Here is a 25599-nt window from a genome sequence, read left to right as displayed (position 1 = left end):
CCCGCCCTGCCCCCAAACGACACCCAAACCCCCACCCGGGTCCGGCCCTGAGGGGGCGCCGGGCCCCAGACGGGGCCCGGCGCCTTTTCCGCAGGTCAGCGGTCGTACTCGTCCTCGACCGGGACAGTGCGGTACTGCTCGGAGACGTCGGTCGGATCCGCGTCGATCGGAACCTCGGTCGGCACGGCCTCGTCCTCCTCGGGCAGGTTCTCGGCTCGGCGCGACTGCTCGACGGCGTCGGCCTCGGGCGTCTCGGGATTCATCGAACCTCCAGGATGGTGGGTTCCGGCACCAACGACCGTAGCTCCGATCCTGCCCGACCGTCGGTCAGTCCTCGACCGCCTGACCGCTGCGCCGCCCCAGCAGCGCGTGCCCGCGGCCGTAGGCGAAGTAGATCAGCAGGCCCAGCGCCAGCCACGCGACGAACCGCAGCCAGGTGACCACGTCCAGGTTCGCCATCAGGTACAGGCACGCCACCGCCGTGATCACCGGGAGCACCGGCGAGAACGGCATCCGGAACGGCCGGTGCAGCTCGGGCTTGGTGCGCCGCAGCACCGGCACCGCCAGAGCCACGATCAGGAACCCGGACAGCGCGCCGATGCTGACCATGTCCGACAGCTCCGAGATCGGGATGAACCCGGCCAGCAGCATGATCACCACCGCGCCGCCGATGGTCATCCGGTGCGGAGTGCCCCACTTCGGGTGCACCTGGGACAGCTTCGGCGGCAGCAGGCCGTCGCGGCTCATCGCGAAGCCGATGCGGCCGATGGTCACCAGCTCCACCATCATCACCGAGGTCAGCCCGGTCACCGCGCCCAACGAGATCAGCGCGGCCACCCACGGCTGGCCGACGGACTGGAACGCCGCCGCCAGCGGGGCGCCCTCGTCGATCTGGCGGTAGTCGACCATCGCGGCCAGCACGAACGCCACCAGCACGTACAGCAGCGTGCAGATGATCAGGCTGCCCAGCAGGCCGACCGGCAGGTCGCGCTGCGGCCGCTTGGTCTCCTCGCCGAGGTTGGCCAGCGCCTCGAAACCGGTGTAGGCGAAGAACACGATGGCCGCAGCGGTGAGCACGCCGCCGAAGCCGTACACCGACTGCTCCATGCCCAGCAGCGCCGACACCAGCGGCTGCTCCAGGACGCTCGCCCCGCTCTCCGCGGGCTGCGCTGGCGGGATGAACGGGTCCAGGTTGGCGCCGGTGACGAAGAACAGGCCGGCGACGATCACCAGCACGCAGACGGCCACCTTGACCACGACCAGCGCGTTGGTCACCCACGACGACTCGCGGATGCCGATCACCGCCACAGCCGTGAGCACCGCGATGATCAGCACGGCGCCGACGTTGATCGTGGCGTCCTCGCCGAACCACGCCTGCGGCAGTCCCAGCAGGTTGGCGATGTAGCCCGACCAGCTGCGCGAGACCACCGCCGCGCCGAGCGCGAACTCCAGCAGCAGGTCCCAGCCGATGATCCAGGCGAACAGCTCGCCCAGCGTCGCGTAGGCGTAGGTGTAGGCGCTGCCCGCCGTGGGCACCGCCGAGGCCAGCTCGGCGTAGGCCAGCGCCGCCAGCGCGGCCACGATGCCGCCGATGACGAAGGACAGCACCACGGCGGGGCCCGCGTGGTCCTTGGCCTCGATCCCGGCGAGGGTGAAAACACCGGTGCCGATGATGATTCCGATGCCGAATCCGACCAGTTCCTTGCCGGTGAGCCTGCGGACCAGGCCGCTGCGCTCGCCCCGGGTGAGGATGTCCTCGACGGGCATCGTTCGCAGAACGTTCACGAGGCCGCACGGTAGAAGATCTCGCCCGCGACGGCTCACCCGACCTCGCGGAATCTGACACCACCGGTGCTGAACGTCACCCTCGGTGCACGGCAGGGGCCTGCGGGTGATCACCGCAGAACCCCCGAGCCGTGCAATTCGGGCAGGTCAGGCGGGTATGGAGGCCGTGTCCCGATCCCACACGCGGTGCTTGCCCAGGGCGGCGGCGAACTCCTCGAGGAAGCCGTCCGGCAGCGCGCCACCGGTGTTCCCGGCCAGCACGACGCCCCGGTCGGCGACCAGTCCGTCGCCCTCGGCGGGCGCGCGCACCTGCTCGGTGATCCCGGCCTTGCGCAGCACCTCGAGGCCGTCGTCGCTGGCGGCGACGGGTTTGTGGTGCTTGTAGGCCTCGGCGATGAAGTGCACGGCGTGCCCGTCGGCGGCCAGCGCCCGGGCGCTCTCGGCGCCACCGGGCACGATCACGCCGTCGTAGACCACCGACATCGCGGTGCGGGCGGCGACGTCGATGTCCACTTCGGAACCGTCGGCTCCGCGCGCCCGCCCGTCGTGCGTGGCGCCCAGCACCTCGGCTACCGCACCCCGGTCGGTCAGGTCGCGCCGGATCTGCTCCACCTCGGTGGCGTCGACCCCGTCGGCGACCAGCACCGCGACCTTGCGGGTCGCGGCCGAACCGGGGGAGTTGGCCAGGCTCAGCGCCGGAGAGCTGCGCCCGTGGTTCTCGGTGCCTCCCTCCGGCGGCTCGAGACCGATGCCGTGCGCCACCGCCACCGCCAGGTCCCGGTCGACGTGGACGAGCTCGGCGAGGACGCGCTCTCGCACGTGCTGGTGGCCGACCTTGCCGAGCTCGAAGCGGAACGCCTCGACGATGTGGTCCTTCTCCCAGTCCGACTGGCTGTTCCAGAACAGCGTGGCCTGGCTGTAGTGGTCGGTGAAGCTCTCGCTGCGGCGGCGGATCTTCTCACCGTCCACTCTGGTCTGGTAGTGCCGGAACACCTCGGAGTCGGCGATGGCCGGGCAGCCGCCGCCGAGGCTGTTGGGCGTGTAGCTGGTCTGGCCCCGGTGGATCCGCTGCTGGCCGTAGCCGTCGCGCTGGTTGGTGTTGACCTCCGCCACCGGTCGGTTGATCGGGATCTGGGCGAAGTTCGGCCCGCCCAGCCGGATCAGCTGGGTGTCCAGGTAGGAGAAGTTGCGGGCCTGCAGCAGCGGGTCGTTGGTGAAGTCGATGCCCGGCACCACGTTGGCGGTGTGGAAGGCGACCTGCTCGGTCTCGGCGAAGAAGTTCTCCGGGTTGCGGTCGAGCACCATCTTGCCCACCGGCCGCACCGGGACCTGCTCCTCCGGGATGATCTTCGTGGCGTCCAGCAGGTCGAAGTCGAAGGCGAACTCGTCGGACTCGTCGACCAGCTGCACGCCCAGCTCCCACTCGGGGTGCTGGCCGGCCTCTATGGCGTCCCACAGGTCGCGCCGGTTGAAGTCGGCGTCGGCGCCTGCGATCTTCTGGCACTCGTCCCACACCAGCGAGTGGCTGCCCAGCACCGGCTTCCAGTGGAACTTCACGAACGTGCCCTTGCCCTCGGCGTTGACCAGCCGGAACGTGTGCACGCCGAAGCCCTGCATCATCCGGTAGCTGCGCGGCAGCGCCCGGTCCGACATCAGCCACAGCACCATGTGCAGCGTCTCCGGCTGCAGCGAGACGAAGTCCCAGAACGTGTCGTGAGCGGAGGCCGCCTGCGGCATCTCGTTGTGCGGCTCGGGCTTCACCGCGTGCACGAAGTCCGGGAACTTGATGCCGTCCTGGATGAAGAACACCGGCATGTTGTTGCCGACCAGGTCGTAGTTGCCCTGCTCGGTGTAGAACTTGGTGGCGAACCCGCGCACGTCGCGCACCGTGTCGGCCGAACCGCGCGAGCCCGCGACCGTGGAGAAGCGCACGAACACCGGCGTGCTCACGCTCGGATCGGTCAGGAACCTCGCCACCGTGTGGTCGCGCAGCCAGCTGTCGTAGGGCTGGAAGTGCCCGTAGGCCCCCGCGCCACGCGCGTGCACCACCCGTTCGGGGATGCGCTCGTGGTCGAAGTGGGTGACCTTCTCCCGGAAGTGGAAGTCCTCCAGCAGCGTCGGACCCCGGTCGCCGGCCTGCAGCGAATCGTCGGTGTGGTCGACGCGCACGCCCTGCTGGGTGGTCAGTTCGGTGCCGCTGAGATCGGCACGGGCCCCGTCGAGCTGCTCGTGCTTGGCATCGCCGTTGGCCATCGAGATCGGCTCCCCTCGTGTGAACGCGGACCGATCCGTGGTTTCCCGCCGAGCGGCCGAACTATGCGCGCACCACCGGTTCGGGTCAGGAACCCAGCCAGCTCACCAGCTCCGGCGCCCCGGCGACGAGCAGGAAGTGCCCCGCTCGCCCGACCAGGCTCGCCGCGAGGTAGCTGAGCAGGGGCAGACCGGCCGCGCCGGACAGCAGCGACATCAGGCTGAACGGCGGGATGCCGGGAACCGCGCTGATGGCCAGCACGCCCATGCCCCACCAGGGGTGTTCCTGGGTGCGCTGGTGGAACCGCTCCACCCACGCCGCCCAGCGGCCGGTGCGCTCCTTCTGCACCCGCTTGCTCAACCGCTCCCCGAGGGCGAAGCCGCCCTTGCCCGCGAGGTAGAACAGCGTCTTCGCGGCGACCTGGCCGACCGCTGCGGCGATGGCGAAGGCCCACCACGGCACGCCCTGCACGGTGGGAACCACGCCGAGCAGGTAGAGCTCGATGTTCACCAGCGGGAACACCGCGCCGAGGGCGGCGGTGCCCGCCGTGCCCAACAACCACCCGATCACGTAAGTGCTGACCCCCACGAGAGAAACCTGCGGCAGCCTATCGGGTGAAGCGCTGATCAGGCCTCGGGGTCCCAGTCGAGCAGCCGCACCCGGCTGACCGTGCGCAGGTGCCGTCCCATCGCCGAGGCCGCGGCCTTCGCGTCGCCCTTGCGGATCGCCTCGGCGATGCGCTCGTGCTGGGCCAGCGACTTCGGGGGCCTGCGCGGCTGCCGCAGCGACTCGCTGCGGCTCTCGGCGATCTCCTTGGCGATGGTGCGCATGAACTCCGCCAGCAGCGAGCTGTGCGCGGCGGCGGTCACCGCCGCGTGGAAGCGCCGGTCGCCGTCCTGGCCGATCTCGCCCGCCTCGATCTCGGTGCGCATCGCCACCAGCGCGGCGTCGATCTCGGCCATGTCCTCCTCGGTGCGCCGCTGGGCGGCGAGCTCGGCCAGCTTGGTCTCCAGGCCTTCGCGGGCGTCGAGCACGTCGGGCAGCCGCCGCTTGCGCTCCACCAGCTCCTCGACCGGCTCGACCTCCAGCGATTCGCGCAGCAGGTAGGTCCCGCCGCCGTGGCGGACCTCGACCAGGCCCTGCACCTCCAGCACCACGATCGCCTGCTTCACCGAGGCGCGGCTGACGCCGAGCTGTTCGGCGAGGGTGCGTTCGGGGGGAAGCCGGTCGCCTGCGCGCAGCCCGGAGTCGGCGACGTGCTCGCGCAGCCGCTGGACGACCTGCTCGTACAGGCGCGGGCGGTTCAGCGGGCGGAGGGAGTCGGACACCGGCGCGCTCCTGAATCGTAAAGAGGCAAACTGGCTGAGCCAATTCTGCCACATTCCCTTGACTCGTTTCGCCCGAGACGGCAAAAGTTGGCTCAGCCAGTGGACCACTGCCGCCCCGGGCTCGCCGGGCGGTGTGCATCCGCCGGTGAGAAATTGCCCGGTGAGGACCTCGGAGGTGGTCATGGCCGACCAGGTGCTGTTCCCGAAGTTGCGCGAACCCGACGACACCGAGGCGCTGCGCTTCGGCGCCAGAGCTCTGACCTACCGGGAACTCGCCGGGCTCGCAGGTGCGATCGCCGAGCGCGTCGCGGGCAAGCGCCGCATCGCGGTGTGGGCCACCAACACCCTGGAAACCGCCGCCGCCGTGATCGGCGGGCTCAGCGCCGGGGTCGCCGTGGTGCCGGTCAACCCGAAGGTGGGGGAGCGCGAGCTCGCGCACATCCTCGGCGACAGCGAACCCGAACTGCTGCTGGCCGAACCGGGTTTCACCCCGCCCGCCGGGCTCGGCGGCGTCGAGATCGCCGAGATCGACCTGACCGCGCGCGGCGGCGCACTGCCCGCGGAGGCGCCTGCCGACGCCCCCGCGCTGATCGTCTACACCTCCGGCACCACCGGCCCGCCCAAGGGCGTGGTGCTGCCCCGCCGCGCGCTGAGCGCCAACCTCGACGCGCTCGCCGAGGCCTGGGAGTGGGCCTCCGCCGACGTGCTGGCGCACGCGCTGCCGCTGTTCCACGTGCACGGCCTGATCTTGGGCACCCTCGGCCCGGTGCGGCTCGGCGGAACCGTGCACCACCTGGGCAAGTTCTCCTCGCAGGCGATCGCCGACGAGCTCTCCGGCCCGGCCACGATGATGTTCGGCGTCCCGACCATGTACCACCGGCTCGCCGAGGACGCCGAGAAGAACCCGCAGCTGGGCCAGGCGGTCGGCAAGGCCCGCCTGCTGGTGTCCGGCTCCGCCGCGCTGCCCGCGGTCGAGCACGAGCGCATCGAGCGCCTCACCGGTCAGCGCGTCGTCGAGCGCTACGGCATGAGCGAGACGATCATGAACTGCGGTGTGCGCGCCGACGGCGACCGCCGCCCCGGCTACGTCGGCAAGCCCTTCGCCGGTGTCGAGCTCAAGCTCGTCGACGAGCAGGGCGCCGAGATCACCGCCAGCGACGACGAGACCGTCGGGGAGATCCTGGTCCGCGGCGACAACCTGTTCAGCGGCTACCTCAACCGACCGGACGCCACCGAGGCTGCCTTCGCCGACGGCTGGTTCCGCACCGGCGACATGGCCACCCGCGCGCCCGACGGCTACATCCGCATTGTCGGCCGCAAGGCCACCGACATCATCAAGAGCGGCGGCTACAAGATCGGCGCGGGCGAGATCGAGAACTGCCTGCTGGAGCACCCGGCGGTCGCCGAGGTCGCCGTCACCGGTGAACCCGACCCCGACCTGGGCGAGCGCATCATCGCCTGGGTGGTCCGCGCTCCCGGCACCGACGTCGCCGATTCCGAGCTCGTCGACCACGTCGCGCGCCTGCTCACCCCGCACAAGCGCCCGCGCGAGGTCCGCTTCCGCGACGCGCTGCCGCGCAACGAGATGGGCAAGGTGCAGAAGAAGGCGCTGCAGCGTGGCTGAGCACAGCGCCCTCCGCGCGCTGGTCGAGGCGATCGGCCGGGGTTTCGTCGAGTTCGCACCGCCGGCCCCGCGCACGAGCGGCGACGGCCCGCTGGACTGGCCCGGCTACGCCGAGCAGCGCGCTCGCGCGGCCGACCGCACCGACGCCGACGAGTCGGTGCTGTGTGGCCGGGCCAGGCTCGGCGAGCGGGAGGCGGTGCTGATCGCCTTCGACTTCGCCTACCTCGGCGGCTCGGTCGGCGAGGACACCGGCGTCCGCATCGTGGCCGCCTTCGAGCAGGCCCGCGAGCAGCGCCTGCCGGTGATCTCGCTGATCGCCTCCGGCGGCAGCCGGATGCAGGAGGGCATCCGCGCCCTCCAGCAGCTGCAGGCCATCGCCCGCGCCTGCCTGCTGGCCAGGCAGGACCGCATCCCGCACGTCGCGGTGCTGCGCGACCCGACCACCGGCGGCATGTGGGCGGCGCTGGGCGCCGCCGCTGACGTGGTGCTGGCCGCACCCGGTGCCCGCATCTCCTTCGGCGGGGCCCGGGTGCGCTCGGTGGGGGAGGACGGCGAGGACTTCCGCGCCGAGGGCAAGCTCGCCGACGGCCAGGTGGACCGCGTCGTCGACGAGACCGACCTGCCCGAGGTGCTCACCGAGCTCGTGTCGCTGCTGCACCCCACCCGGCTGACCCGCACGCCCGGCCCCGCCCCGGTTCCGGCTGCCCTCGGCGCCGCAACGCTGCCGGGAACCGGCATGCAGGCCGTCGAACGCGCCCGCGCCGCCGAGCGGCCCCGAGCCCGCGCCTACCTCGACTCCTACCTCGGCACCCGCTTCGAGATCGGCGGCGATCGCGCCGGTGGTCGTGACGAGGGCATGATCTGCGGTTTCGGCGACCACGAGGGCCGCACCGTGGCCTTCGCCGCCCAGACCGGCAGCGCCAACACGCCCGCCGGGTTCCGCACCGCCGCCCGCCTGATCCGGCTCGCCGACCAGCTGGGCATCCCGGTGCTCACCCTGGTCGACACCCCCGGCGCGGCCAACGACGCCGCGTCCGAACGGGCCGGTGTCGGACCAGCCATCGCCGAGGTCTTCACCGCGGTGGCCGGAGCCAGCGTCCCGGTGACGACGCTGGTCATCGGCGAGGGCGGCTCCGGCGGTGCGCTGGCGCTGGCGGCACCGGAGAACACCTGGGTCACCGCCGACGCCTACTTCGCGGTGATCGCCCCGGAATCGGCCGCCGCCATCCTCAAACGCGAGCCCGCCGAGGTCCCCGATCTCGCCGACCACCTCCGGCTGCGCCCGCAGGACCTACTGGAACTCGGCTTCGCGCGCGGGCTCGCCCGCTGATCGCCGGTTCGTCCGGATTCCGCGATTGCTCCCATGCGAGCAGCGGATTCGTCCGATGACGCTGCGTCGTCGGTGATCAATGCCACCTCATTGGCGGGAGATTCGCGTCCGCTTCATGTTCTAAACTCAGGCTCGCCTGACAAAGGTTAGGCTAGCCTCAGTTTAGTGAAGGGCGAGATGAACCGGACGGGGATCAGCGGCAAGGTCGCCATCGTGACCGGCGCCGGCCAGGGGATCGGTGCCGCGGTGGCCAGAGCGTTCGCCGAGCTCGGAGCCGAGGTCGCGGCCGTGGACCGCAACGGCGACAAGGCCACCGAGACGGCCGAGGAGCTCGCCGCCGAAGGGCACCGGGTGCGCGCCTACCGCGCCGACGTCGCCGACCCGGCCGCGGTCACCGAGGTGGTCACGCGGGTCGAAGCCGAGCAGGGCGCCATCGACGTGCTCGCCAACGTCGCCGGCGTGCTGCAGGTCGGCACGGTGCAGGAGCTCACCGACGCCGACTGGCAGCGCACCTTCGCAGTCAACACCACCGGCGTGTTCAACGTCTGCCGGGAGGTGTCCAAGCACATGATCTCGCGGCGCCGCGGCTCCATCGTCACCGTCGGCTCCAACGCCGCGGGCGTGCCGCGCCACTCGATGGCCGCCTACGCCGCCTCCAAGGCCGCCGCCACGATGTTCACCAAGTCGCTGGGCCTGGAACTGGCCGAGCACGGCATCCGCTGCAACGTCGTCGCGCCCGGCTCCACCGACACCGACATGCAGCGCGGGATGTGGACCGACGGCAACGGCCCGGACCGGGTCATCGCGGGCTCGCTGGAGACCTACAAGGCGGGCATCCCGCTGCGCAAGCTCGCCACCCCGGAGGACATCGCCAACGCCGTCGTCTTCCTCGCCTCGGACGAGGCCGGGCACATCACGATGCACGACCTGTACGTCGACGGCGGCGCCACGCTGCGCGCCTGACATCCCGCGATTCGCCGAAAGGTTGTCATGACCACGATCGAGACCGACGGGCACATCGACGCCGTTGACGACGCGCTCGCCGACGACGCCGCCGCCCGCCTGCTGGCCGCCTACGAGAAGGGCCAGTCCTTCCTGTTCTCCAGCCCGCGCGGGGTGCTGCTGGCCCGCGGCGTGGGGGCCACGATGTCCAAGACCATGTGCGCGCGCTCGGACCTGCCGTCGCGGATGCGGGAGTTCCTCGACGGCGCCGTCGAGTTCGGCCGCCGCAACCCGATGGTGGTCGGCGCGGTGCCCTTCGGCGGAACCCTGCCCGCGCACCTGGTGATGCCCGAGGAAGTCGTGCGCGCCGAACCGCTCAACGTGCTGGTGCCGCGGCAGAAACCGGTCTCCACCCCGACCTACTCGGTGCGCCCGGTGCCCGCCCCCGAGGAGTACGAGCGCGGCGTCGCGCGGGCTCTGCGGCGGATGGACCACGGCGACCTCAGCAAGGCCGTGCTGGCCCGCAGCCTCGAGCTGACCTCGACGGAATCGATCGACGTCCGCGAGGTGCTGCGCAACCTGGCGATGGCCGACCCGGCCAGCTACACCTTCGCGGTGGACCTGCCGCGTCGCGGTGAGGACGGCACCCGCGACAGTTTCGGCCCGCAGCCCCCGCTGGAGCGCACCTTCCTCGGTGCCAGCCCGGAACTGCTGGTGTCCCGGCGCGGCAACAAGGTCCGCTCCAACCCGATGGCCGGATCCCGGCCGCGCAGCAGCGATCCCGTCGAGGACCAGCGCCGCGCCGCCGAACTCGCCGCCTCGGAGAAGGACCACCGCGAGCACGCCGTGGTCGTCGACGCCGTGGCCGAGGCGCTGCGGCCGTTGTGCACCGAACTGCACGTGCCGCAGGCGCCGACCGTGATCAGCACCAACGCGATGTGGCACCTGGCCACCGAGATCACCGGCGAGCTGCGCGACGCCTCGACGACCTCGCTGCACCTGGCCGACGCGCTGCACCCGACGCCGGCCGTGTGCGGCACGCCGATCGACCGGGCCCGCGAGGTCATCGCCGAGACGGAGCCCTTCGAGCGCGGCTACTACGCGGGCATGGTGGGTTGGTGCGACGCCGCCGGCGACGGCGAGTGGGTGGTGGCCATCCGCTGCGCCGAGGTCGAGGACGAGTCGATGCGCCTGTTCGCCGGTGCGGGCATCGTGCCGGGCTCCGACCCGGCCGACGAACTGGCCGAGACCTCGGCGAAGTTCCGCACCGCGCTCACCGCGATGGGCCTGAACCAGGCCGTCTGAGGGGAATCACCGATCATGATCGCAAATCTGCCTGGCGTGACGCTCTGGCCCGACGAGTTCGCCGAGCGGTACCGGGCCGCCGGGTACTGGCAGGGCTACACCTTCGGCCAGATGCTGCGGGTGCGCGCCACCAAGCACCCCGACCGCGTCGCGGTCGTCGGGGGCGAGCAGCGCATCACCTACGGCGAGCTGGACCGGCGCGCCGACCGGTTGGCCGCGGGACTGCGCGAGCGGGGCATCGGCAAGGGCGACCGGGTCGTCGTCCAGCTGCCCAACGTCGCCGAGTTCTTCGAGGTCTGCTTCGGGCTGTTCCGGCTGGGCGCGGTACCGGTGTTCGCGCTGCCCTCGCACCGGATGACCGAGATCTCCTACTTCTGCGAGTTCAGCGAAGCCGCCGCCTACATCACCGTCGACGCCGAAGCCGGGTTCGACCACCGGGCGCTGGCCACCGACGTCGCGGCGAAGCAGGAGGGGCTGCAGGTGTTCGTCGTCGGCGACGCCGGCGAGTTCACCGCGCTGTCCGATGTGGACGCCGAACCGGTCGAGCTGGACGAGCCGACACCGGCCGACATCGCCTTCCTGCAGCTCTCCGGTGGCAGCACGGGCGTGCCCAAGCTGATCCCGCGCACCCACGACGACTACATCTACTCGTTCCGCGCCAGCAACGACCTGTGCGGCGTCACCGAGAACACCGTCTACCTGGTGGCGCTGCCCGCCGCGCACAACTTCCCGATGAGCTCGCCCGGCACGTTCGGCGTGCTGCACGCCGGCGGCCGGGTCGTGCTCGCGCGGCGTCCCAGCCCCGACGAGGTGTTCCCGCTCATCGAGCGCGAGGAGGTCACGCTGACCGCGGCCGTGCCGCCGCTGGCGCTGCTGTGGCTCGACGCCGCCGCCGAGACCGAGCACGACCTGTCCAGCCTGCAGGTGCTGCAGGTCGGCGGCGCCAAGTGCAGCGAGGAGGTCGCCCGCCGGGTGCGCCCGGTGCTCGGCGCGACCCTGCAGCAGGTCTTCGGCATGGCCGAGGGCCTGGTCAACTACACGCGGCTGGACGACCCCGAGGACGTCATCGTCAGCACCCAGGGGCGCCCCATCTCGCCCGACGACGAGGTCCTCGTCGTCGACGACGAGGACAACCCCCTCCCGGCGGGGGAGGCCGGCCACCTGCTGACCCGGGGGCCCTACACGATCCGCGGCTACTACAAGGCCGAGCAGCACAACGCGCGCGCCTTCACCCCGGAGGGCTTCTACCGCACCGGCGACGTCGTCCGCTTCACCCCGGAGGGCAACATCGTCGTCGAGGGGCGGGCCAAGGACCAGATCAACCGGGGCGGCGAGAAGGTCGCCGCCGAAGAGGTGGAGAACCACCTGCTGGCCCACCCGGCCGTGCACGACGCCGCCGTGGTGTCCATGCCCGACGACTACCTGGGTGAGCGGACCTGCGCGTTCGTCGTCCCGCGCGGTACCGCGCCCAAGGCGCGGGAGCTGATCAAGTTCGTCCGCGAGCGCGGACTGGCCGGCTTCAAGGTGCCCGACCGGGTGGTGTTCGTCGAGCAGTTCCCGCAGACCGGCGTCGGCAAGGTCTCCAAGCGCGACCTGCGCGAGGCCATCAGCCGCGAACTGGTGCCGAAACTCGGCCGCTAACAACGACTTCGCACATCTCGAGAACTTCGGAGGGGGAGCCCGTGGCGCTTCCGAGCATCGCACCCTACAGCGTTCCGCAGGCCGGTGACCTGCCCGTCAACAAGGTCTCCTGGCGGCCGGAACCGGAACGCGCGGTGCTGCTGATCCACGACATGGAGAAGCACTTCGTCAACGCCTTCAGCCCGGGCCGCGAACCGCTGAACCAGGTCGTGCCCAACATCGCGCTGCTGCGCGAACGCGCCCGCGCCGCAGGCGTTCCGGTCGTCTACTGCGCCCAGCCGGGCGGGCAGACCCCGGAACAGCGGGGGCTGCAGCTGGAGTGGTGGGGACCGGGAGTTGCCGACCCGTCGATGGAGGAGATCATCGACGAGCTGGTGCCCGGGGCGGGCGACGTCCAGCTGACCAAGTGGCGCTACAGCGCGTTCCAGCGCACCGACCTGCGCCGGCGGATGCAGGAGTGGGGACGCGACCAGCTGATCATCACCGGCATCTACGCCCACATCGGATGCCTGATGACCGCCTCGGAGGCCTTCCAGCAGGAGGTGCAGGCCTTCTTCGTCGCCGACGCGGTCGCCGACTTCTCCCGCGCCGACCACGACATGGCCGTGTCCTACGCGGCCCGCAACTGCGGCGTCGTCGACACCACCCGCAACCTTTCCCGCGACCTCGTCGCGCAGGAATCCGAAGTCGCCTGAGCCGGCGCACCACCCAGGAGAATCCCGAACATGGCTGAGAAGCTCACCCTCGAAGCGGTCCGCGAGCAGGTCGCCGAACTCCTCTACGAGGACCCCTCCGAACTCGCCGACGACGAAGACCTCATCGACTGGGGGCTCGACTCGGTGCGCATCATGACCCTCGTCGAGCAGTGGCGGAAGCAGGGCGTGCAGATCACCTTCGCCGATCTCGCCGAACGCCCCACCCTCGCCGACTGGTGGAAGGTCCTCGAACCCAAGATCCCCTGACACCCAACGCGCAGAGCCCCACGCCGCACGAGATTCGAGTCCTCGCGCTCGGGCGTGCACGGCCCGGTTGGTCGGTGGGTGGGGATTCGAATTTCGCGCGAAATTCGACCCCGAACTTCGGCGGTCAAACTTCGCGCGAAATTCGAATCGTCGCCGCCTGGCGCGGTGGGACGCTGGTCACTGGGCCCAGGGGATCTGCGGGCTTCGGTAGAAGTCCTGGCCTGCTGCCTGCCAGCGGGGGCCTTGGGTGGCCAGGCGGGTCTTGAAGGACTCCCAGTTCAGCGCGCCCTTCGGCGACCAGCCGAGTTCGGCGATGGCCGGCAGGCGCGGGAACGCCATGAACTCGATGTGCTGCGAGGTCTCCAGCGTCTCGCTGAACATCGGCGCCTCCACGCCGAGCACCGATTCCTCCGGCACGCCCTGCAGGTAGCTGCCCGGGTCCCAGCCGTAGGCGTCGGCGACCTCGATGAACCCGGCCCACTGCAGGCCCAGCGGCGTGTTCTCGTCGTACTTCATGTCCAAGTAGGACTTGTTCGCCGGGGAGGCCAGGATCTTGTTGCCGCGGGCCACGGCGTCGGTCAGCAGCGGATCGCCGTTGGTGGTGCCCCAGAACTGCAGCGCCGCATCGCCCTCCGGGGCGGCCTTGCCGTACTCGTGCCAGCCGAGCGGCTTCTTGCCGTACTTCTCCACCAGCGGCAGCACCTTCGACATGAAGGTCACGTAGTCCTCGTCGGTGGTGGAGTGCGCCTCGTCGCCGCCGATGTGGACGTGCTCGCCGGGGGTCAGCGCCGCCACCTCGCGGATGACGTCCTCGACGAACCGGTAGGTGATGTCCTTGTTCACGCACAGCGAGCTGAAGCCCACGTCGATGCCGGTGTAGGGCGGCGGCGCCACCCCGTCGCAGTTGAGCTCCGCGTAGGAGGTCAGCGCGGCGTTGGTGTGGCCGGGCATGTCGATCTCGGGGATGACCGTCATGTGCCGGGACGCGGCGTAGTCGACGATCTCGGAGTAGTCCTGCTGGGTGTAGAACCCGCCCGGCGTGCCGCCGACCTCGGTCTGCCCGCCGACCTCGGTCAACCGCGGCCAGCTGTTGATCTGCAGCCGCCAGCCCTGGTCGTCGGTCAGGTGCAGGTGCAGCTTGTTGATCTTGTACTTGGCGACCTGGTCGATGTAGCGCTTGACCATGTCGACGGTGAAGAAGTGCCGCGCCGGGTCCAGCTGTGCGGAGCGGTGCGCGAACCGCGGCTTGTCGGTGATCTCGCCGCCGGGCATCGTCCACGGACCCGGCTGCGCGGTCGGGCTCTCGATGCTCGCGGGCAGCAGCTGGCGCAGCGTCTGCACGCCGTTGAACAAGCCGTCCGGGCTGGTCGCCTGCAGCTTCACCGCGTCGTCGGCGACCTGCAGCCGGTAGCCCTCCGGGCCCAGCGCCGGGTCGCCGTCCAGCGCCAGCGCGATGTCACCGGTGCCGGGCAGCGCGGGGTTGACCGGCACGGGGAAGCCGGTCGCGGGCCGCAGCACGCCCGCCAGGTACTCGCCGACACCGGCCGCCTCGCCGGGCGCCAGGACGGCGGTCTGCTCGGACAGCTCGAACTCGGCCGCCGGGTTCGGCCGCACCGATTCCGGCGCGGGCACGATGTCGTCCATCGCGGAGGCGGGTTCGGCGCTCGCCGGGGCCACGGCTCCGGCGGCCAGCAGTGCTCCGGCGACGACGGCCAGCCCGGCCCTCGCCGCCCTCGATCGGGGTCGTGCGCTCATCGTTGTGGCTCCATCCTCGGGGGAACGGTGCACACAAAGGTATAGACCAAAACGGAAGCCGGAAGCCTCCGAACGGACGTATCGGACCGCCGCGGCAGCAGGCTCACCCGGCGATGTAGGCGGCGTTGCGCAGCGACGTCCAGGCGATGCCGGAGTCGGCGAGCATCTCCTCCGTGGCGATGTGGATCCGCGACGGCGGGTACGGGTTGCCGGGGGTGGCGGCGTGCTGGCTCGTGTAGACCAACCGCTGGACGCCGGCTGCCGCGGCGGCCTCGATCGCGTTGCCGTGCAGCCCGGCGACGTCGGCGGTCGGGTCGTTGCCGGACACCAGCAGCACCTGCTCGGCGCCCTCGAACGATGCGCGCAACGCGGCCGGATCCTCGTAGGAGGCCTGCCGCACGCGCACTCCGCGCTCGGCGAGGTGACGAGCTCTGCCGGCGTCGCGGACGCTGACGCCGATCCGCTCGGCGGGCACTCGGGGGTGAGCAAGGCGACGATCTTCGACCGGTTCGGCGGACGGATCGGTCTCATTGACGCCGTCATCGAAGAGGTCGTCGCGGTCGAGCTGCGCGGCATCATCGACCGCACCCGCGCCATCGGCGACCCCTGGGAGCGGTTCGCGCACTACGTCACCGCGATCCGCGACCTGCAGTACCGCCAACCCGCCGCCAACGACGCGATGCTGCAGGTCTACCCCGATGCGCAGAGGCTGCTGGAGATCTGCCGGGTCGCAGGCGAGATCAACGAGGAGCTCATCGAGGTGAGCCGCGCTGCGGGCGCGCTGCGGGCCGAGTTCTGCGCGGACGACCTCCACGCGCTCCTGCACGACAACGCGCTCGCCCTCAAACACGGAACCCGCCCCCGCCGGGAGGACTACGACCGCCGCACCGCATTCCTCCTCGACGGGATCCGCAGGCGGTAGGGGCTCCGCCGGACCTAACCGTCCCCGCGCAACGACGGGCGCAGTTGGTCGAGGACCGACGGGTCCTCGATGGTCGAGGGCACCGCCGTGTCGCCGCGATCGGCGATCTCGCGCATCGACTTGCGCAGGATCTTGCCCGAGCGGGTCTTGGGCAGCCCGTCGACGACCGCGACGTCGCGGAACGCCGCCACCGGGCCGATCTGCTCGCGCACCGTTGCCACCAGCTCCTCGCGCAACGTCTCCGCGGAGATGTCCACACCGGACTTGAGCACCACGAACCCGCGCGGCACTTGGCCTTTGAGCTGGTCGTGCACGCCGATCACCGCGCACTCGGCCACCGCCGGGTGGGCGGCCAGCACCGCCTCCATCGACCCCGTCGACAACCGGTGCCCGGCCACGTTGATCACGTCGTCGGTGCGGCCCATCACGAACACGTACCCGTCGGAGTCGACGTAGCCGTTGTCGCCGGTGACGTAGTAGCCCTCGTAGCGCGACAGGTAGGACTCGCGGAACCGCTCGTCATCGCCCCACAGCGTCGGCAGCGTGCCGGGCGGCAGCGGCAGCTTCAGGCAGATCGCCCCATCGTTGCCCGGCGGCAGCGGGTTGCCGGCCTGGTCCAGCACCGCGATCTCGTAACCCGGCACCGGCACCGTCGGTGAACCCGCCTTGACCGGCATCGGCTCCAGCCCGCGCAGGTTGCTGCAGATCGGCCAACCCGTCTCGGTCTGCCACCAGTGGTCGATCACCGGCACGCCCAGCTGCTCCGCGGCCCAGTGGTAGGTCTCCGGATCCAGCCGCTCGCCGGCCAGGAACAGCGTCTGCAGGCACGAGGTGTCGTGCTCGGCCAGCAGCCGACCGTCCGGGTCGACGCGCTTGATCGCCCGCAGCGCCGTCGGCGCGGTGAACAGCGCCTTCACCCGGTGCTGGGCGATGACCCGCCAGAACGCCCCCGCGTCCGGCGTGCCCACCGGCTTGCCTTCGTAGACCACCGTCGTCGCCCCGGTCAGCAGCGGCGCGTAGACGATGTAGGAGTGGCCGACCACCCAGCCCACGTCCGAGGCGGTCCAGAAGACCTCGCCGGGGGAGATGTCGTAGATGTTGGCCATCGACCAGCGCAGCGCCACGGCGTGCCCGCCGTTGTCGCGCACCACGCCCTTGGGCTTGCCGGTGGTGCCCGAGGTGTAGAGCACGTAGAGCGGGTCGGTAGCCTTGACCGGCACGCACTCGGCGGGCTCGACGCCCGCCAGCGCGTCCTGCCAGTCGACGTCGCGCGGACCCAGTTCGGCGCGCGCCTGCTCGCGCTGGAGCACGATCACCGCGTCCGGCTGGTGCTCGGTCTGCCGCAGCGCCTCGTCGACGATCGGCTTGTACTCCACGACCCGGTTGGGCTCGAGCCCGCACGAGGCCGCCACGATCACCTTCGGCCGGGCGTCGTCGAGGCGCGCCGCCAGCTCCTTGGGCGCGAAGCCGCCGAAGACCACCGAGTGCACCGCGCCGATCCGCGCGCACGCCAGCATCGCGATCGCCGCCTCGGGGATCATCGGCAGGTAGAGCACCACCCGATCACCCCGGGTCACGCCCCGCGCCCGCAGCGCCCCGGCGAAGCGCGCGACCGCCTCCAGCAGCTCCCGGTAGGTCCAGGTCCGCACCACGCCGGTCATCGCCGAGTCCCAGATCAGCGCGGCCTGGTCGCCCCGGCCGTCGCGCACGTGCCGGTCCAGGGCGTTGAAGCAGGTGTTGAGCTCGCCGTCCGGGAACCAGCGGTACATCGGCGCCTCGGAGTCATCCAGCGCTCGTGACGGCTCGCGGTCCCAGTCGATCGCCCGCGCCGCGTCGAGCCAGAAGCCCTCGCGGTCGGTCAGGCTCCGCCGGTAGCTCTCCGCGTAAGCACCCATCGTCCGACTACCTCCCGCGTCCGCTGGAACACCGCCTGTGTAGTACCGCAGATCAGATCATGGCGCCAGGGCCCCGCGCCTCCGTTCGGCCGAAACGCGTTCGTCACGAGCGAAACTTCGGGGTTCGGACGAACGGGCGAACGGAATTCGGTCGCGCTCCCACCTCGTGCGCTTCGGCGACGCCGTTCGCCCGCTGGGCGCTGCGGGTGGGTTTCCAGCGCGACAGCGCGACTTCCAGACCCCACAATCGGCGGCGAGCCGATGGCCGGGCTAACACCGAGGTGTCCCGCGCCGACAAATGAATCGGAGGTGCTACGAACTATGGGCACGATGGAACCGGCAGAGCCTCCCAGGGCAACAGCGACCGTCGACGATCCGAACGACTTGCCGACCGCGCCGTGCAGCGTGGTCTGGAGCGGCGGCCACTCCTACGTCCGCGAGGGGACCGCGGGCGCCCGCTGGGCGGGCGTCGACGATCGCGGCAGAGCCCGGTTCCTCACCGATGCCGAGTTGCGCCGCCGGGGCTGGAGCCGCACCCGCGGCTGACCACCGCCGGACCTCACCGCATCGCAGGAGGTCCCGCCTCCGGCTGGCCGCCAGGTGGGTTGCGCTGGCGATATGAGACCCTGATCGGGTAAGGATGCACAGGTGTGCACCCGTTGCGGGGCAGTGCGCACAACCATTCAGGGGAGGCTCGTGGTGCAGGACGCCGAGCGCACCACGGAAAACACCACGAGCGGGCCGAAGGGCGAGGCCGGTCAGGGACACCGAGGGCCGGGCGACCCGGGCCTGGACCGGATCCGCGAAGTCGCCCGCGGGGTCTGGGCCGACCCCTGGTGGACGCTGCCGAACCTGCTCAGCGTCATCCGCCTGGCCGGCGTTCCGGTCTTCCTCTGGCTGCTGCTCGGCCCGCAGGCCGACCTGCTCGCGCTGCTGGTCCTGGTGATCAGCGGTGCCACCGACTGGCTCGACGGCAAGCTCGCCCGCTGGCTCAACCAGTACAGCCGCATCGGCGAGCTGCTCGACCCCGCCGCCGACCGGCTCTACATCGTCGCCACGCTGATCGCCTTCGTGCTGCGCGACGTCATCCCCTGGTGGGTCGCGGTCGCCCTGGTCGGCCGCGACGTCGTGCTCACCCTGTGCCTGCCGGTGCTGCGCTGGCACGGCTACGAGCCGCCCGAGGTGCACTACCTCGGCAAGGCTGCCACGTTCTGCCTGATGTACGCCTTCCCGCTGCTGCTGCTGGTGCAGGACGACTTCACCGGCGCCGACGTGGTCCGCCCGATCGCCTACGCCTTCACCGCCTGGGGCGGCGCGCTCTACCTGTGGGCCGGGATCCTCTACCTGGGGCAGGTCATCGCCGCCGTGCGCGGCGCCAGAGCGCGCACCTGATCTCCGCTGCGCGTCGTCTTGCGGCCCTCGCCGGGCGGTGAATACGCTCGCCGCGCCGATCACTCGGCACGTTGCACACAGCGGACGAAAGGCGGGACCACCGTGGCGGCCCCGGAGATCAAGTACACCGAAGAGCACGAATGGGTCCAGCTCGTCGGCGAGGGCACGGTGCGCATCGGCATCACCGACTACGCCCAGCAGCAGCTCGGCGACGTGGTGTTCGTGCAGCTCCCCGAGGTGGGGCAGCAGGTCGCCGCCGGGGACTCGATGGGCGAGGTGGAGTCGACCAAGAGCGTCTCCGACATCTACGCCCCGGTGACCGGTGAGGTCACCGCAGGCAACACCGCTCTCGAGGACCAGCCGGAGTTGGTCAACTCGGACGCCGCGGGGGACGGCTGGATGGTGGAGATCCGGCTCGCCGACCCGGACCAACTGGCGGGTCTGCTCGACGCCGACGGTTACCAGAACCTGATCGACCAGGCATGATCGTCCCGCCTGGCCTCCGCTGTGCGACGATGTCAGGAGTCGCTCGTTACGAGGCTGTCCAGGCACGGTACGTTGGGCGCATACTTGGCACGATCTATCCGCGTAGAGGAGAGCTCAGGTGAGCCAAAACAGCGGCTTCGGCGACGTTCCGCCGGAGCAGTCACCGGAGACCACCTCGGTCTTCAGGCCCTTCCTCTCGGAGCCGGAAAGCACCGAGAGCGCGGCCCCGGAGCCTGCCGCCGCAGCCGGGGTCGATGCGCTGCCCGCGGGTTCGGCCCTGCTGGTGGTCAAGCGCGGCCCGAACGCGGGTTCGCGGTTCCTCCTGGACCGCGAGACCACCAGCGCCGGTCGGCACCCGGACAGCGACATCTTCCTGGATGATGTGACGGTCTCCCGGCGGCACGCCGAGTTCCGCCGCGAGGGCAACGACTTCGTGGTGGTCGACGTGGGCAGCCTCAACGGCACCTACGTGAACCGGGAACCGGTGGACACCTCGGTGCTGGCCAACGGCGACGAGGTGCAGATCGGGAAGTTCCGCCTGGTGTTCCTCACCGGGCCGATCGATGGGGGCCAGGGCGGCCGCTGAGGCCGTCGACCAGGGCTTTTTCAACCCGTCAGCGGGGCGGCGCCGCACGGCGTCGCCCCGCTGACGCATGAGGCAGCTGCGCCGCCCGCGCGCACGCGACCTCCCCGCGCCGGGAATTTCCCGGAGCCACAAGCGGTTTCCACCGCGCAGCAGGGCATTTTCCGGGCGAATCGACGGGGCCCTGCGCGGTGTATTGTGCTGGGCAGCGCTCAACGACGAGCTCAGCCAGCGGTCCGGGCGACGAGCCCCGACTACAACGACCGCGATGGCGGTGGTCCACCGGACCGCCGGTGGGAAGGGCGTGTCCGCCGTATCGCGGGTAGCGTCGGAGGCGTCGGTGCGGGACCCTCGACGGGGAAGTCACGCTTCGGCGCGCTGGAGGAGGCGATGTGACGATGAGCAGCGAGATGCGCGTCGTCGGCGTGCGAGTTGAACTACCAGCCAACCAGCCGATCCTGCTGTTGCGCGAGGCGGAGGGCGAGCGCTACCTGCCGATCTGGATCGGGTCGGTGGAGGCGACCGCCATCGCCCTGGAGCAGCAGGGCGTGCGGCCCCAGCGGCCGCTCACGCACGACCTGCTCAAGGACGTCATCGGCGCCCTCGGCCGCGACCTGGAACAGGTCCGGATCACCGATCTGCAGGAGGGCACCTTCTTCGCCGAGCTGGTGTTCGACGGCGATGTGCGGGTGTCCGCGCGACCGAGCGATTCGGTGGCGCTGGCGTTGCGCATCGGTGTGCCGATCCACGCCGACGAGTCGGTCCTCGACGAGGCCGGGCTGATCATTCCGGACGAGCAGGAGGACGAGGTGGAGAAGTTCCGCGAGTTCCTCGACTCCGTTTCGCCGGAGGACTTCCGCGGCGCGGACACGTGACGGACCGGCGGTAGTAGGCCGAACAGACCACACCGGCCCCCGAGTTGCAGGAGCGGCTCGGGGGCCGGATCTCGTGCTCGGGCAACGAGAGCTCGCGCCGCCCGCGCGTCGCGTTGACCCGCCTGCTGAGCGGGCCTACCTTCGGATGTACGCGAATTGCCCCGGTGTGATTCAGCCGGTGTACGGCTTCGCGGCCCTGGATCGCAAACGGTCCAGGCGCTGGTGATCGTCGTCGTCGGCTACGGGCCGGACGAGGGGAGGCAGGCGTGGTGGAGGAAGCAGCGAACTCGGACGCTGTGGAGCAGGGTGCGCTGTTCCCCGACGCCTCGGCCCCGGACGAACTGGTCGGTTACCGCGGGCCGGCGGCCTGCCAGATCGCGGGCATCACCTACCGGCAGCTGGACTACTGGGCGCGCACCAAGCTGGTCGGCCCGTCGATCCGCGGGGCTGCCGGTTCCGGCTCCCAGCGGCTGTACTCGTTCAAGGACATCCTGGTGCTCAAGGTGGTCAAGCGACTGCTCGACACCGGGGTTTCGCTGCACAACATCCGGGTCGCGGTGGAGCACCTGCGCAAGCGCGGCGTTCAGGACCTGGCGAAGCTGACGCTGTTCAGCGACGGCACCACGGTCTACGAGTGCACCTCCGCGGAGGAGGTGGTCGATCTGCTGCAGGGCGGCCAGGGAGTGTTCGGCATCGCGGTCAGCGGTGCGATGCGCGAGATCAGCGGGACCATCCACGAGTTCCCGGCCGAGCGCGCCGACGGCGGCGAGAACATCGAGTCGGCGATCAACGACGAGCTCGCGGCCCGCCGCCGCGACCGCCAGGCGGAGACCGGCTGAACGACAGGCATCGTCCATGTGTGCGGTAGCCGACATTGATGGTCTGATAAACCGCGTTGATCGGGTACTCTGAGCGGCATCGCCGACCCCGTGCGGGAGAGTCCGGTCCTGGTCTTGCCAGGGCAGGCGCCGAAGGAGCAACTCTCCCCGACAACCTCTCAGGCCACCTGGACCGCACGGGCGAGATACCTCTGGAAAGCGGGCACACCTGAAGGTGGGCCCCGCCGACGGTGCAAGCCCGGTCCGCCGGGTGAAGCTCTCAGGCGTTCGCTTGGCGAACAGTGACAGAGGGGGAGAGCAGCCACCGCTGCTTCGCCCTTTGTTCGCCGCGATGATTGAGGTTTTGGCGATGACCGACGCGACGCACGACCGCATCCCACTGGCCGCGCTGGAGCACGGAAGGCCCTTCGCTGACCGCCACGTCGGGCCGATGCCCGCCGAACTGGCCCGCATGCTCGACGTGATCGGCGTCGGCTCCCTGGAGGAGCTGGGGCAGAAGGCCGTCCCGGACAGCATCCGCGAGGGCGACCTGCAGCTGTCGCTGCCGGACCCGGCCACCGAGACCGAGGCGCTGGCGGAGCTGCGCGAGCTGGCCAGCCGCTGCACCCCGCACGCCGAGATGATCGGTCTGGGCTACTACGGCACGGTCACCCCGCCGGTGATCCTGCGCAACGTGCTGGAGAGCCCGGCCTGGTACACCGCCTACACGCCCTACCAGCCGGAGATCTCGCAGGGCCGGTTGGAGGCGCTGCTGAACTTCCAGACGATGGTCGCCGACCTGACCGGGGTGCCGGTCTCCAACGCCTCGATGCTCGACGAGGCCACCGCCGCGGCCGAGGGCATGACCCTGGTGCGCCGCGCGGGCAAGTCGAAGTCGCCGCGCTTCCTGGTCGACGCCGACACGCTGCCGCAGACCATCGCCGTCATCGAGACCCGCGCCGAGCCGCTGGGCATCGAGGTCGAGGTCGCCGACCTGTCGGCCGGTGAGCTTCCCGAGGGCGAGTTCTTCGGCGCCCTGCTGTCCTACCCGGGCGCCTCAGGTGCGGTGCGCGACCACGAGGCGCTGATCGCCGAGATCCACGAGCGCGGCGCCAAGGTCGTGGTGGCCGCCGACCTGCTGTCGCTGACGCTGCTGCGCGCGCCCGGTGAGATCGGTGCCGACGTCGTCGTGGGCAGCACCCAGCGCTTCGGCGTGCCGATGGGCTTCGGCGGCCCGCACGCCGGGTTCATGGCCGTGGGCAAGGGGCTCGAGCGGCAGCTGCCGGGCCGCCTGGTCGGCGTGAGCGTCGACGTCGACGGCAACCAGGCCTACCGGCTCGCGCTGCAGACCCGCGAGCAGCACATCCGCCGCGAGAAGGCCACCAGCAACATCTGCACCGCGCAGGTCCTGCTGGCCGTGGTCGCCTCGATGTACGCGGTCTACCACGGACCGGACGGGCTCAAGGCCATCGCGACCCGCGCGCACCGGATGGCCAGCGTGCTCGCCGAGCAGCTGCGCCGCGGCGGGGTCGAGGTCGTGCACGGCGAGTTCTTCGACACCGTGGTGGCCAAGGTCCCGGGCAAGGCCGACGAGGTGCTGGCCGCCGCCCGGCGGGGCGGCGTGAACCTGCGCCGGGTCGACGCCGACCACGTGGGCATCAGCTGCGACGAGACCACCACCCGCGCCCACCTGGCCCTGGTGTGGGAGGCTTTCGGCGTCGGTGCCGGTGACGTCGACGCGCTGGACGCCGAGACCGCCGACGCGCTGCCCGCCGCGCTGGCGCGCACCTCCGAGTACCTGACGCACCCGGTGTTCCGCACGCACCGCTCCGAGACCTCGCTGCTGCGCTACCTGCGGCAGCTGTCGGACAAGGACATCGCGCTGGACCGCAGCATGATCCCGCTGGGCTCCTGCACCATGAAGCTCAACGCGACCGCGGAGATGGAGCCGATCACCTGGCCCGAGTTCTCCTCGCTGCACCCCTTCGCGCCCGCCCAGGACGCCGAGGGACTGCTCAAGGTCGTCTCCGACCTGCAGGAATGGCTCGCCGAGGTCACCGGCTACGACGCGGTGAGCCTGCAGCCCAACGCGGGCAGCCAGGGCGAGTTCGCGGGTCTGCTGGCCATCCGCGCCTACCACCACAGCCGTGGTGAGGCCGAGCGCGAGGTGTGCCTGATCCCGGCCAGCGCGCACGGCACCAACGCCGCCAGCGCCGTGATGGCCGGGATGCGCGTGGTCGTGGTCCGCTGCGACGAGCAGGGCAACATCGAGATGGACCACCTGCGCGAGCTCGTCGGCACGCACGCGCAGGACCTGGCCGCGATCATGATCACCTACCCGTCGACCCACGGCGTCTACGAGGACACCGTGCGGGCGGTCTGCGGGCTGGTGCACGACGCGGGCGGGCAGGTCTACGTCGACGGCGCCAACCTCAACGCGCTGATCGGCCTGGCCCGGATGGGCAAGTTCGGCTCCGACGTCTCGCACCTGAACCTGCACAAGACGTTCTGCATCCCGCACGGCGGCGGTGGCCCGGGCGTCGGCCCGATCGGCGTGCGCGAGCACCTGGCGCCGTTCCTGCCCAACCACCCGCTGCAGCCCGCCGCCGGTCCGGCCACCGGTGTCGGCCCGATCAGCGCCGCTCCGTGGGGCAGCGCCTCGATCCTGCCGATCTCCTGGGCCTACGTGCGGATGATGGGTGCCGACGGCCTGCGCCGCGCGACCCTGACCGCGGTGGCCTCGGCCAACTACGTGGCGCGCCGGCTGGGCGAGTACTTCCCGGTGCTCTACACCGGTGCCGGCGGGTTCGTGGCCCACGAGTGCATCCTCGACCTGCGGCAGATCAGCAAGACCAGCGGCATCACCGTCGACGACGTCGCCAAGCGGCTCGCCGACTACGGCATCCACGCCCCGACCATGTCGTTCCCGGTCGCGGGCACGCTGATGGTCGAGCCGACCGAGAGCGAGAACCTCGCCGAGCTGGACCGCTTCTGCGAGGCGATGATCGCCATCCGCGCCGAGATCGACAAGGTCGTCGCAGGTCAGTGGCCTGCGGACGACAACCCGCTGGTCGGTGCTCCGCACACGGCGGCCAGCCTCGCCCAGGAGTGGAACCACGCCTACTCCCGCGAGGAGGCGGCCTACCCGCTGGGCACCGGCGCGATCAAGGTGTTCCCGCCGGTGCGCCGGATCGACGGCGCCAAGGGCGACCGCAACCTGGTCTGCTCCTGTCCACCGCTGGCGGCATACGAGAGCTGAGTCGGCGGGTCGGTTTGCGCGTCCGGTCCGGGCGATGACACGGTGGCCCCTTCAACCGACCGGCTCCGAGAGGAGTTGAGCACCATGCTCACCATCAGTGAGAGCGCCGTGGAGGTCATCAAGCTCGTCCTCGTCGGCGGCGACTCTCCGGCCAGCTCGGGCTTGCGCATCGCGCCGGCCGGGCAGGGGCTGCAGGCGTCGATCGCCGAGGAACCCCAGGAGGGCGACGAGGTGATCGAGGAGAACGGGGTCCGGATCTTCCTGGAGAAGGAGGTCTCCGAGCTCCTCGGCGACAAGACGCTGGACGCCGAGAAGGACAGCAACGGCGAGCTGGCCTTGGCCGTGCGCGACTGACTCGATAGGGACTTGAGCCGTGGGGGGGGGGGGGGGGGCCCGGGCGGCGGCGGTGGTGGGGCACGGGTGGGGCGCGCGCCGCGGGCGGGCGA

At 71.0% G+C, this 25599-nt stretch carries 24 protein-coding genes and 1 riboswitch; of the genes, 16 read left to right on the top strand and 8 right to left on the bottom strand.

The annotated features are described in order from the left end of the window. Positions 1-95: 95 nt before the first annotated feature. From R4I43_RS29365 to R4I43_RS29345, 5 genes are all read right to left on the bottom strand, one after another. Positions 96-263: a hypothetical protein gene (locus R4I43_RS29365; protein ID WP_324268947.1), complete on the bottom strand. Its 168-nt coding sequence runs from the start codon at positions 261-263 to the stop codon at positions 96-98. Between the two features lie 64 nt (positions 264-327). Next, complete coding sequence (locus R4I43_RS29360; RefSeq protein WP_324268946.1) at positions 328-1785, bottom strand: amino acid permease; 1458 nt, start codon at positions 1783-1785, stop codon at positions 328-330. Positions 1786-1932: 147 nt separating this feature from the next. Continuing rightward, on the bottom strand, positions 1933-4038 hold the full coding sequence (locus R4I43_RS29355) for a catalase (protein WP_324268945.1): 2106 nt from the start codon (positions 4036-4038) through the stop codon (positions 1933-1935). An 85-nt stretch (positions 4039-4123) separates the two neighbouring features. Beyond that, positions 4124-4624 carry a VTT domain-containing protein gene (locus tag R4I43_RS29350; RefSeq protein WP_324268944.1) on the bottom strand — a complete coding sequence of 167 codons (501 nt, stop codon included), beginning with the start codon at positions 4622-4624 and terminating at the stop codon, positions 4124-4126. A 38-nt stretch (positions 4625-4662) separates the two neighbouring features. Continuing rightward, positions 4663-5364: a FadR/GntR family transcriptional regulator gene (locus tag R4I43_RS29345; protein WP_324268943.1), complete on the bottom strand. Its 702-nt coding sequence runs from the start codon at positions 5362-5364 to the stop codon at positions 4663-4665. A 181-nt stretch (positions 5365-5545) separates the two neighbouring features. Between R4I43_RS29345 and R4I43_RS29340 the strand changes: the two genes are divergently transcribed. The 7 genes from R4I43_RS29340 (at position 5546) to R4I43_RS29310 (ending at position 13168) form a co-directional block, all read left to right on the top strand. After that, complete coding sequence (locus R4I43_RS29340; protein WP_324268976.1) at positions 5546-6988, top strand: acyl-CoA synthetase; 1443 nt, start codon at positions 5546-5548, stop codon at positions 6986-6988. Further along, positions 6981-8318 (top strand): carboxyl transferase domain-containing protein, encoded by a 1338-nt coding sequence (locus R4I43_RS29335; protein WP_324268942.1) that lies wholly within the window; start codon positions 6981-6983, stop codon positions 8316-8318. The genes R4I43_RS29340 and R4I43_RS29335 overlap by 8 nt, the downstream gene beginning before the upstream one ends. A gap of 177 nt (positions 8319-8495) precedes the next feature. Beyond that, a complete protein-coding gene (locus R4I43_RS29330; protein ID WP_324268941.1) occupies positions 8496-9281 on the top strand; it encodes a 2,3-dihydro-2,3-dihydroxybenzoate dehydrogenase in 786 nt (261 codons plus the stop codon). Between the two features lie 27 nt (positions 9282-9308). After that, complete coding sequence (gene dhbC, locus R4I43_RS29325) at positions 9309-10565, top strand: isochorismate synthase DhbC (protein ID WP_324268940.1); 1257 nt, start codon at positions 9309-9311, stop codon at positions 10563-10565. Between the two features lie 15 nt (positions 10566-10580). Next, positions 10581-12206, top strand: a complete 1626-nt coding sequence (locus R4I43_RS29320; protein ID WP_324268939.1) for a (2,3-dihydroxybenzoyl)adenylate synthase — start codon at positions 10581-10583, stop codon at positions 12204-12206. A gap of 41 nt (positions 12207-12247) precedes the next feature. After that, a complete protein-coding gene (locus R4I43_RS29315) occupies positions 12248-12901 on the top strand; it encodes an isochorismatase family protein (protein ID WP_324268938.1) in 654 nt (217 codons plus the stop codon). A 30-nt stretch (positions 12902-12931) separates the two neighbouring features. Beyond that, a complete protein-coding gene (locus R4I43_RS29310) occupies positions 12932-13168 on the top strand; it encodes a phosphopantetheine-binding protein (RefSeq protein WP_324268937.1) in 237 nt (78 codons plus the stop codon). A 177-nt stretch (positions 13169-13345) separates the two neighbouring features. On the opposite strand, the gene R4I43_RS29305 is transcribed toward R4I43_RS29310, so the two are convergent. Next, positions 13346-14923 carry a beta-N-acetylhexosaminidase gene (locus R4I43_RS29305; RefSeq protein ID WP_324268936.1) on the bottom strand — a complete coding sequence of 526 codons (1578 nt, stop codon included), beginning with the start codon at positions 14921-14923 and terminating at the stop codon, positions 13346-13348. Positions 14924-15026: 103 nt separating this feature from the next. Continuing rightward, entirely contained in the window at positions 15027-15323 is a 297-nt protein-coding gene (locus R4I43_RS29300; RefSeq protein WP_324268935.1) for an NAD(P)H-binding protein, read from the bottom strand. Between the two features lie 21 nt (positions 15324-15344). Here R4I43_RS29300 and R4I43_RS29295 point away from each other — a divergent pair, with 21 nt between their 5' ends. Continuing rightward, positions 15345-15845, top strand: coding sequence for a TetR/AcrR family transcriptional regulator (locus R4I43_RS29295; protein ID WP_324268934.1), 501 nt, complete (start codon positions 15345-15347; stop codon positions 15843-15845). Between the two features lie 14 nt (positions 15846-15859). Here the strand turns inward: R4I43_RS29295 and R4I43_RS29290 are convergent, their stop codons facing one another. Continuing rightward, positions 15860-17740 carry a propionyl-CoA synthetase gene (locus R4I43_RS29290; RefSeq protein WP_324268933.1) on the bottom strand — a complete coding sequence of 627 codons (1881 nt, stop codon included), beginning with the start codon at positions 17738-17740 and terminating at the stop codon, positions 15860-15862. Positions 17741-18061: 321 nt separating this feature from the next. On the opposite strand from R4I43_RS29290, the gene R4I43_RS29285 reads away from it, so the two are divergent. The 8 genes from R4I43_RS29285 to R4I43_RS29250 all read left to right on the top strand — a co-directional run bounded on the left by R4I43_RS29285 (position 18062) and on the right by R4I43_RS29250 (position 25507). Beyond that, positions 18062-18286 (top strand): hypothetical protein, encoded by a 225-nt coding sequence (locus R4I43_RS29285; RefSeq protein ID WP_407691335.1) that lies wholly within the window; start codon positions 18062-18064, stop codon positions 18284-18286. Positions 18287-18436: 150 nt separating this feature from the next. Further along, positions 18437-19132: a CDP-alcohol phosphatidyltransferase family protein gene (locus tag R4I43_RS29280; RefSeq protein ID WP_407691334.1), complete on the top strand. Its 696-nt coding sequence runs from the start codon at positions 18437-18439 to the stop codon at positions 19130-19132. A gap of 102 nt (positions 19133-19234) precedes the next feature. Further along, entirely contained in the window at positions 19235-19618 is a 384-nt protein-coding gene (gene gcvH / locus R4I43_RS29275) for a glycine cleavage system protein GcvH (RefSeq protein ID WP_324268932.1), read from the top strand. Positions 19619-19736: 118 nt separating this feature from the next. Next, positions 19737-20204, top strand: coding sequence for a glycogen accumulation regulator GarA (gene garA / locus R4I43_RS29270; RefSeq protein WP_125089042.1), 468 nt, complete (start codon positions 19737-19739; stop codon positions 20202-20204). 395 nt (positions 20205-20599) lie between these two features. Further along, complete coding sequence (locus tag R4I43_RS29265; protein ID WP_093422794.1) at positions 20600-21076, top strand: bifunctional nuclease family protein; 477 nt, start codon at positions 20600-20602, stop codon at positions 21074-21076. 266 nt (positions 21077-21342) lie between these two features. Next, on the top strand, positions 21343-21915 hold the full coding sequence (locus tag R4I43_RS29260) for a MerR family transcriptional regulator (protein ID WP_324268931.1): 573 nt from the start codon (positions 21343-21345) through the stop codon (positions 21913-21915). Positions 21916-21998: 83 nt separating this feature from the next. Beyond that, positions 21999-22100: riboswitch (glycine riboswitch) on the top strand. A 164-nt stretch (positions 22101-22264) separates the two neighbouring features. Beyond that, positions 22265-25153 (top strand): aminomethyl-transferring glycine dehydrogenase, encoded by a 2889-nt coding sequence (gene gcvP, locus R4I43_RS29255; protein ID WP_324268930.1) that lies wholly within the window; start codon positions 22265-22267, stop codon positions 25151-25153. An 84-nt stretch (positions 25154-25237) separates the two neighbouring features. After that, the gene (locus R4I43_RS29250) at positions 25238-25507 is read left to right on the top strand and encodes a HesB/YadR/YfhF-family protein (protein WP_125089038.1); all 270 of its coding nucleotides are present in this window, start codon (positions 25238-25240) and stop codon (positions 25505-25507) included. Positions 25508-25599: the final 92 nt, after the last annotated feature.

Source organism: Saccharopolyspora mangrovi, assembly GCF_035320975.1.
In the GTDB taxonomy this organism is placed as follows: Bacteria; Actinomycetota; Actinomycetes; order Mycobacteriales; family Pseudonocardiaceae; genus Saccharopolyspora; species Saccharopolyspora mangrovi.
This window is presented reverse-complemented; position numbering and strand designations above follow the sequence as displayed.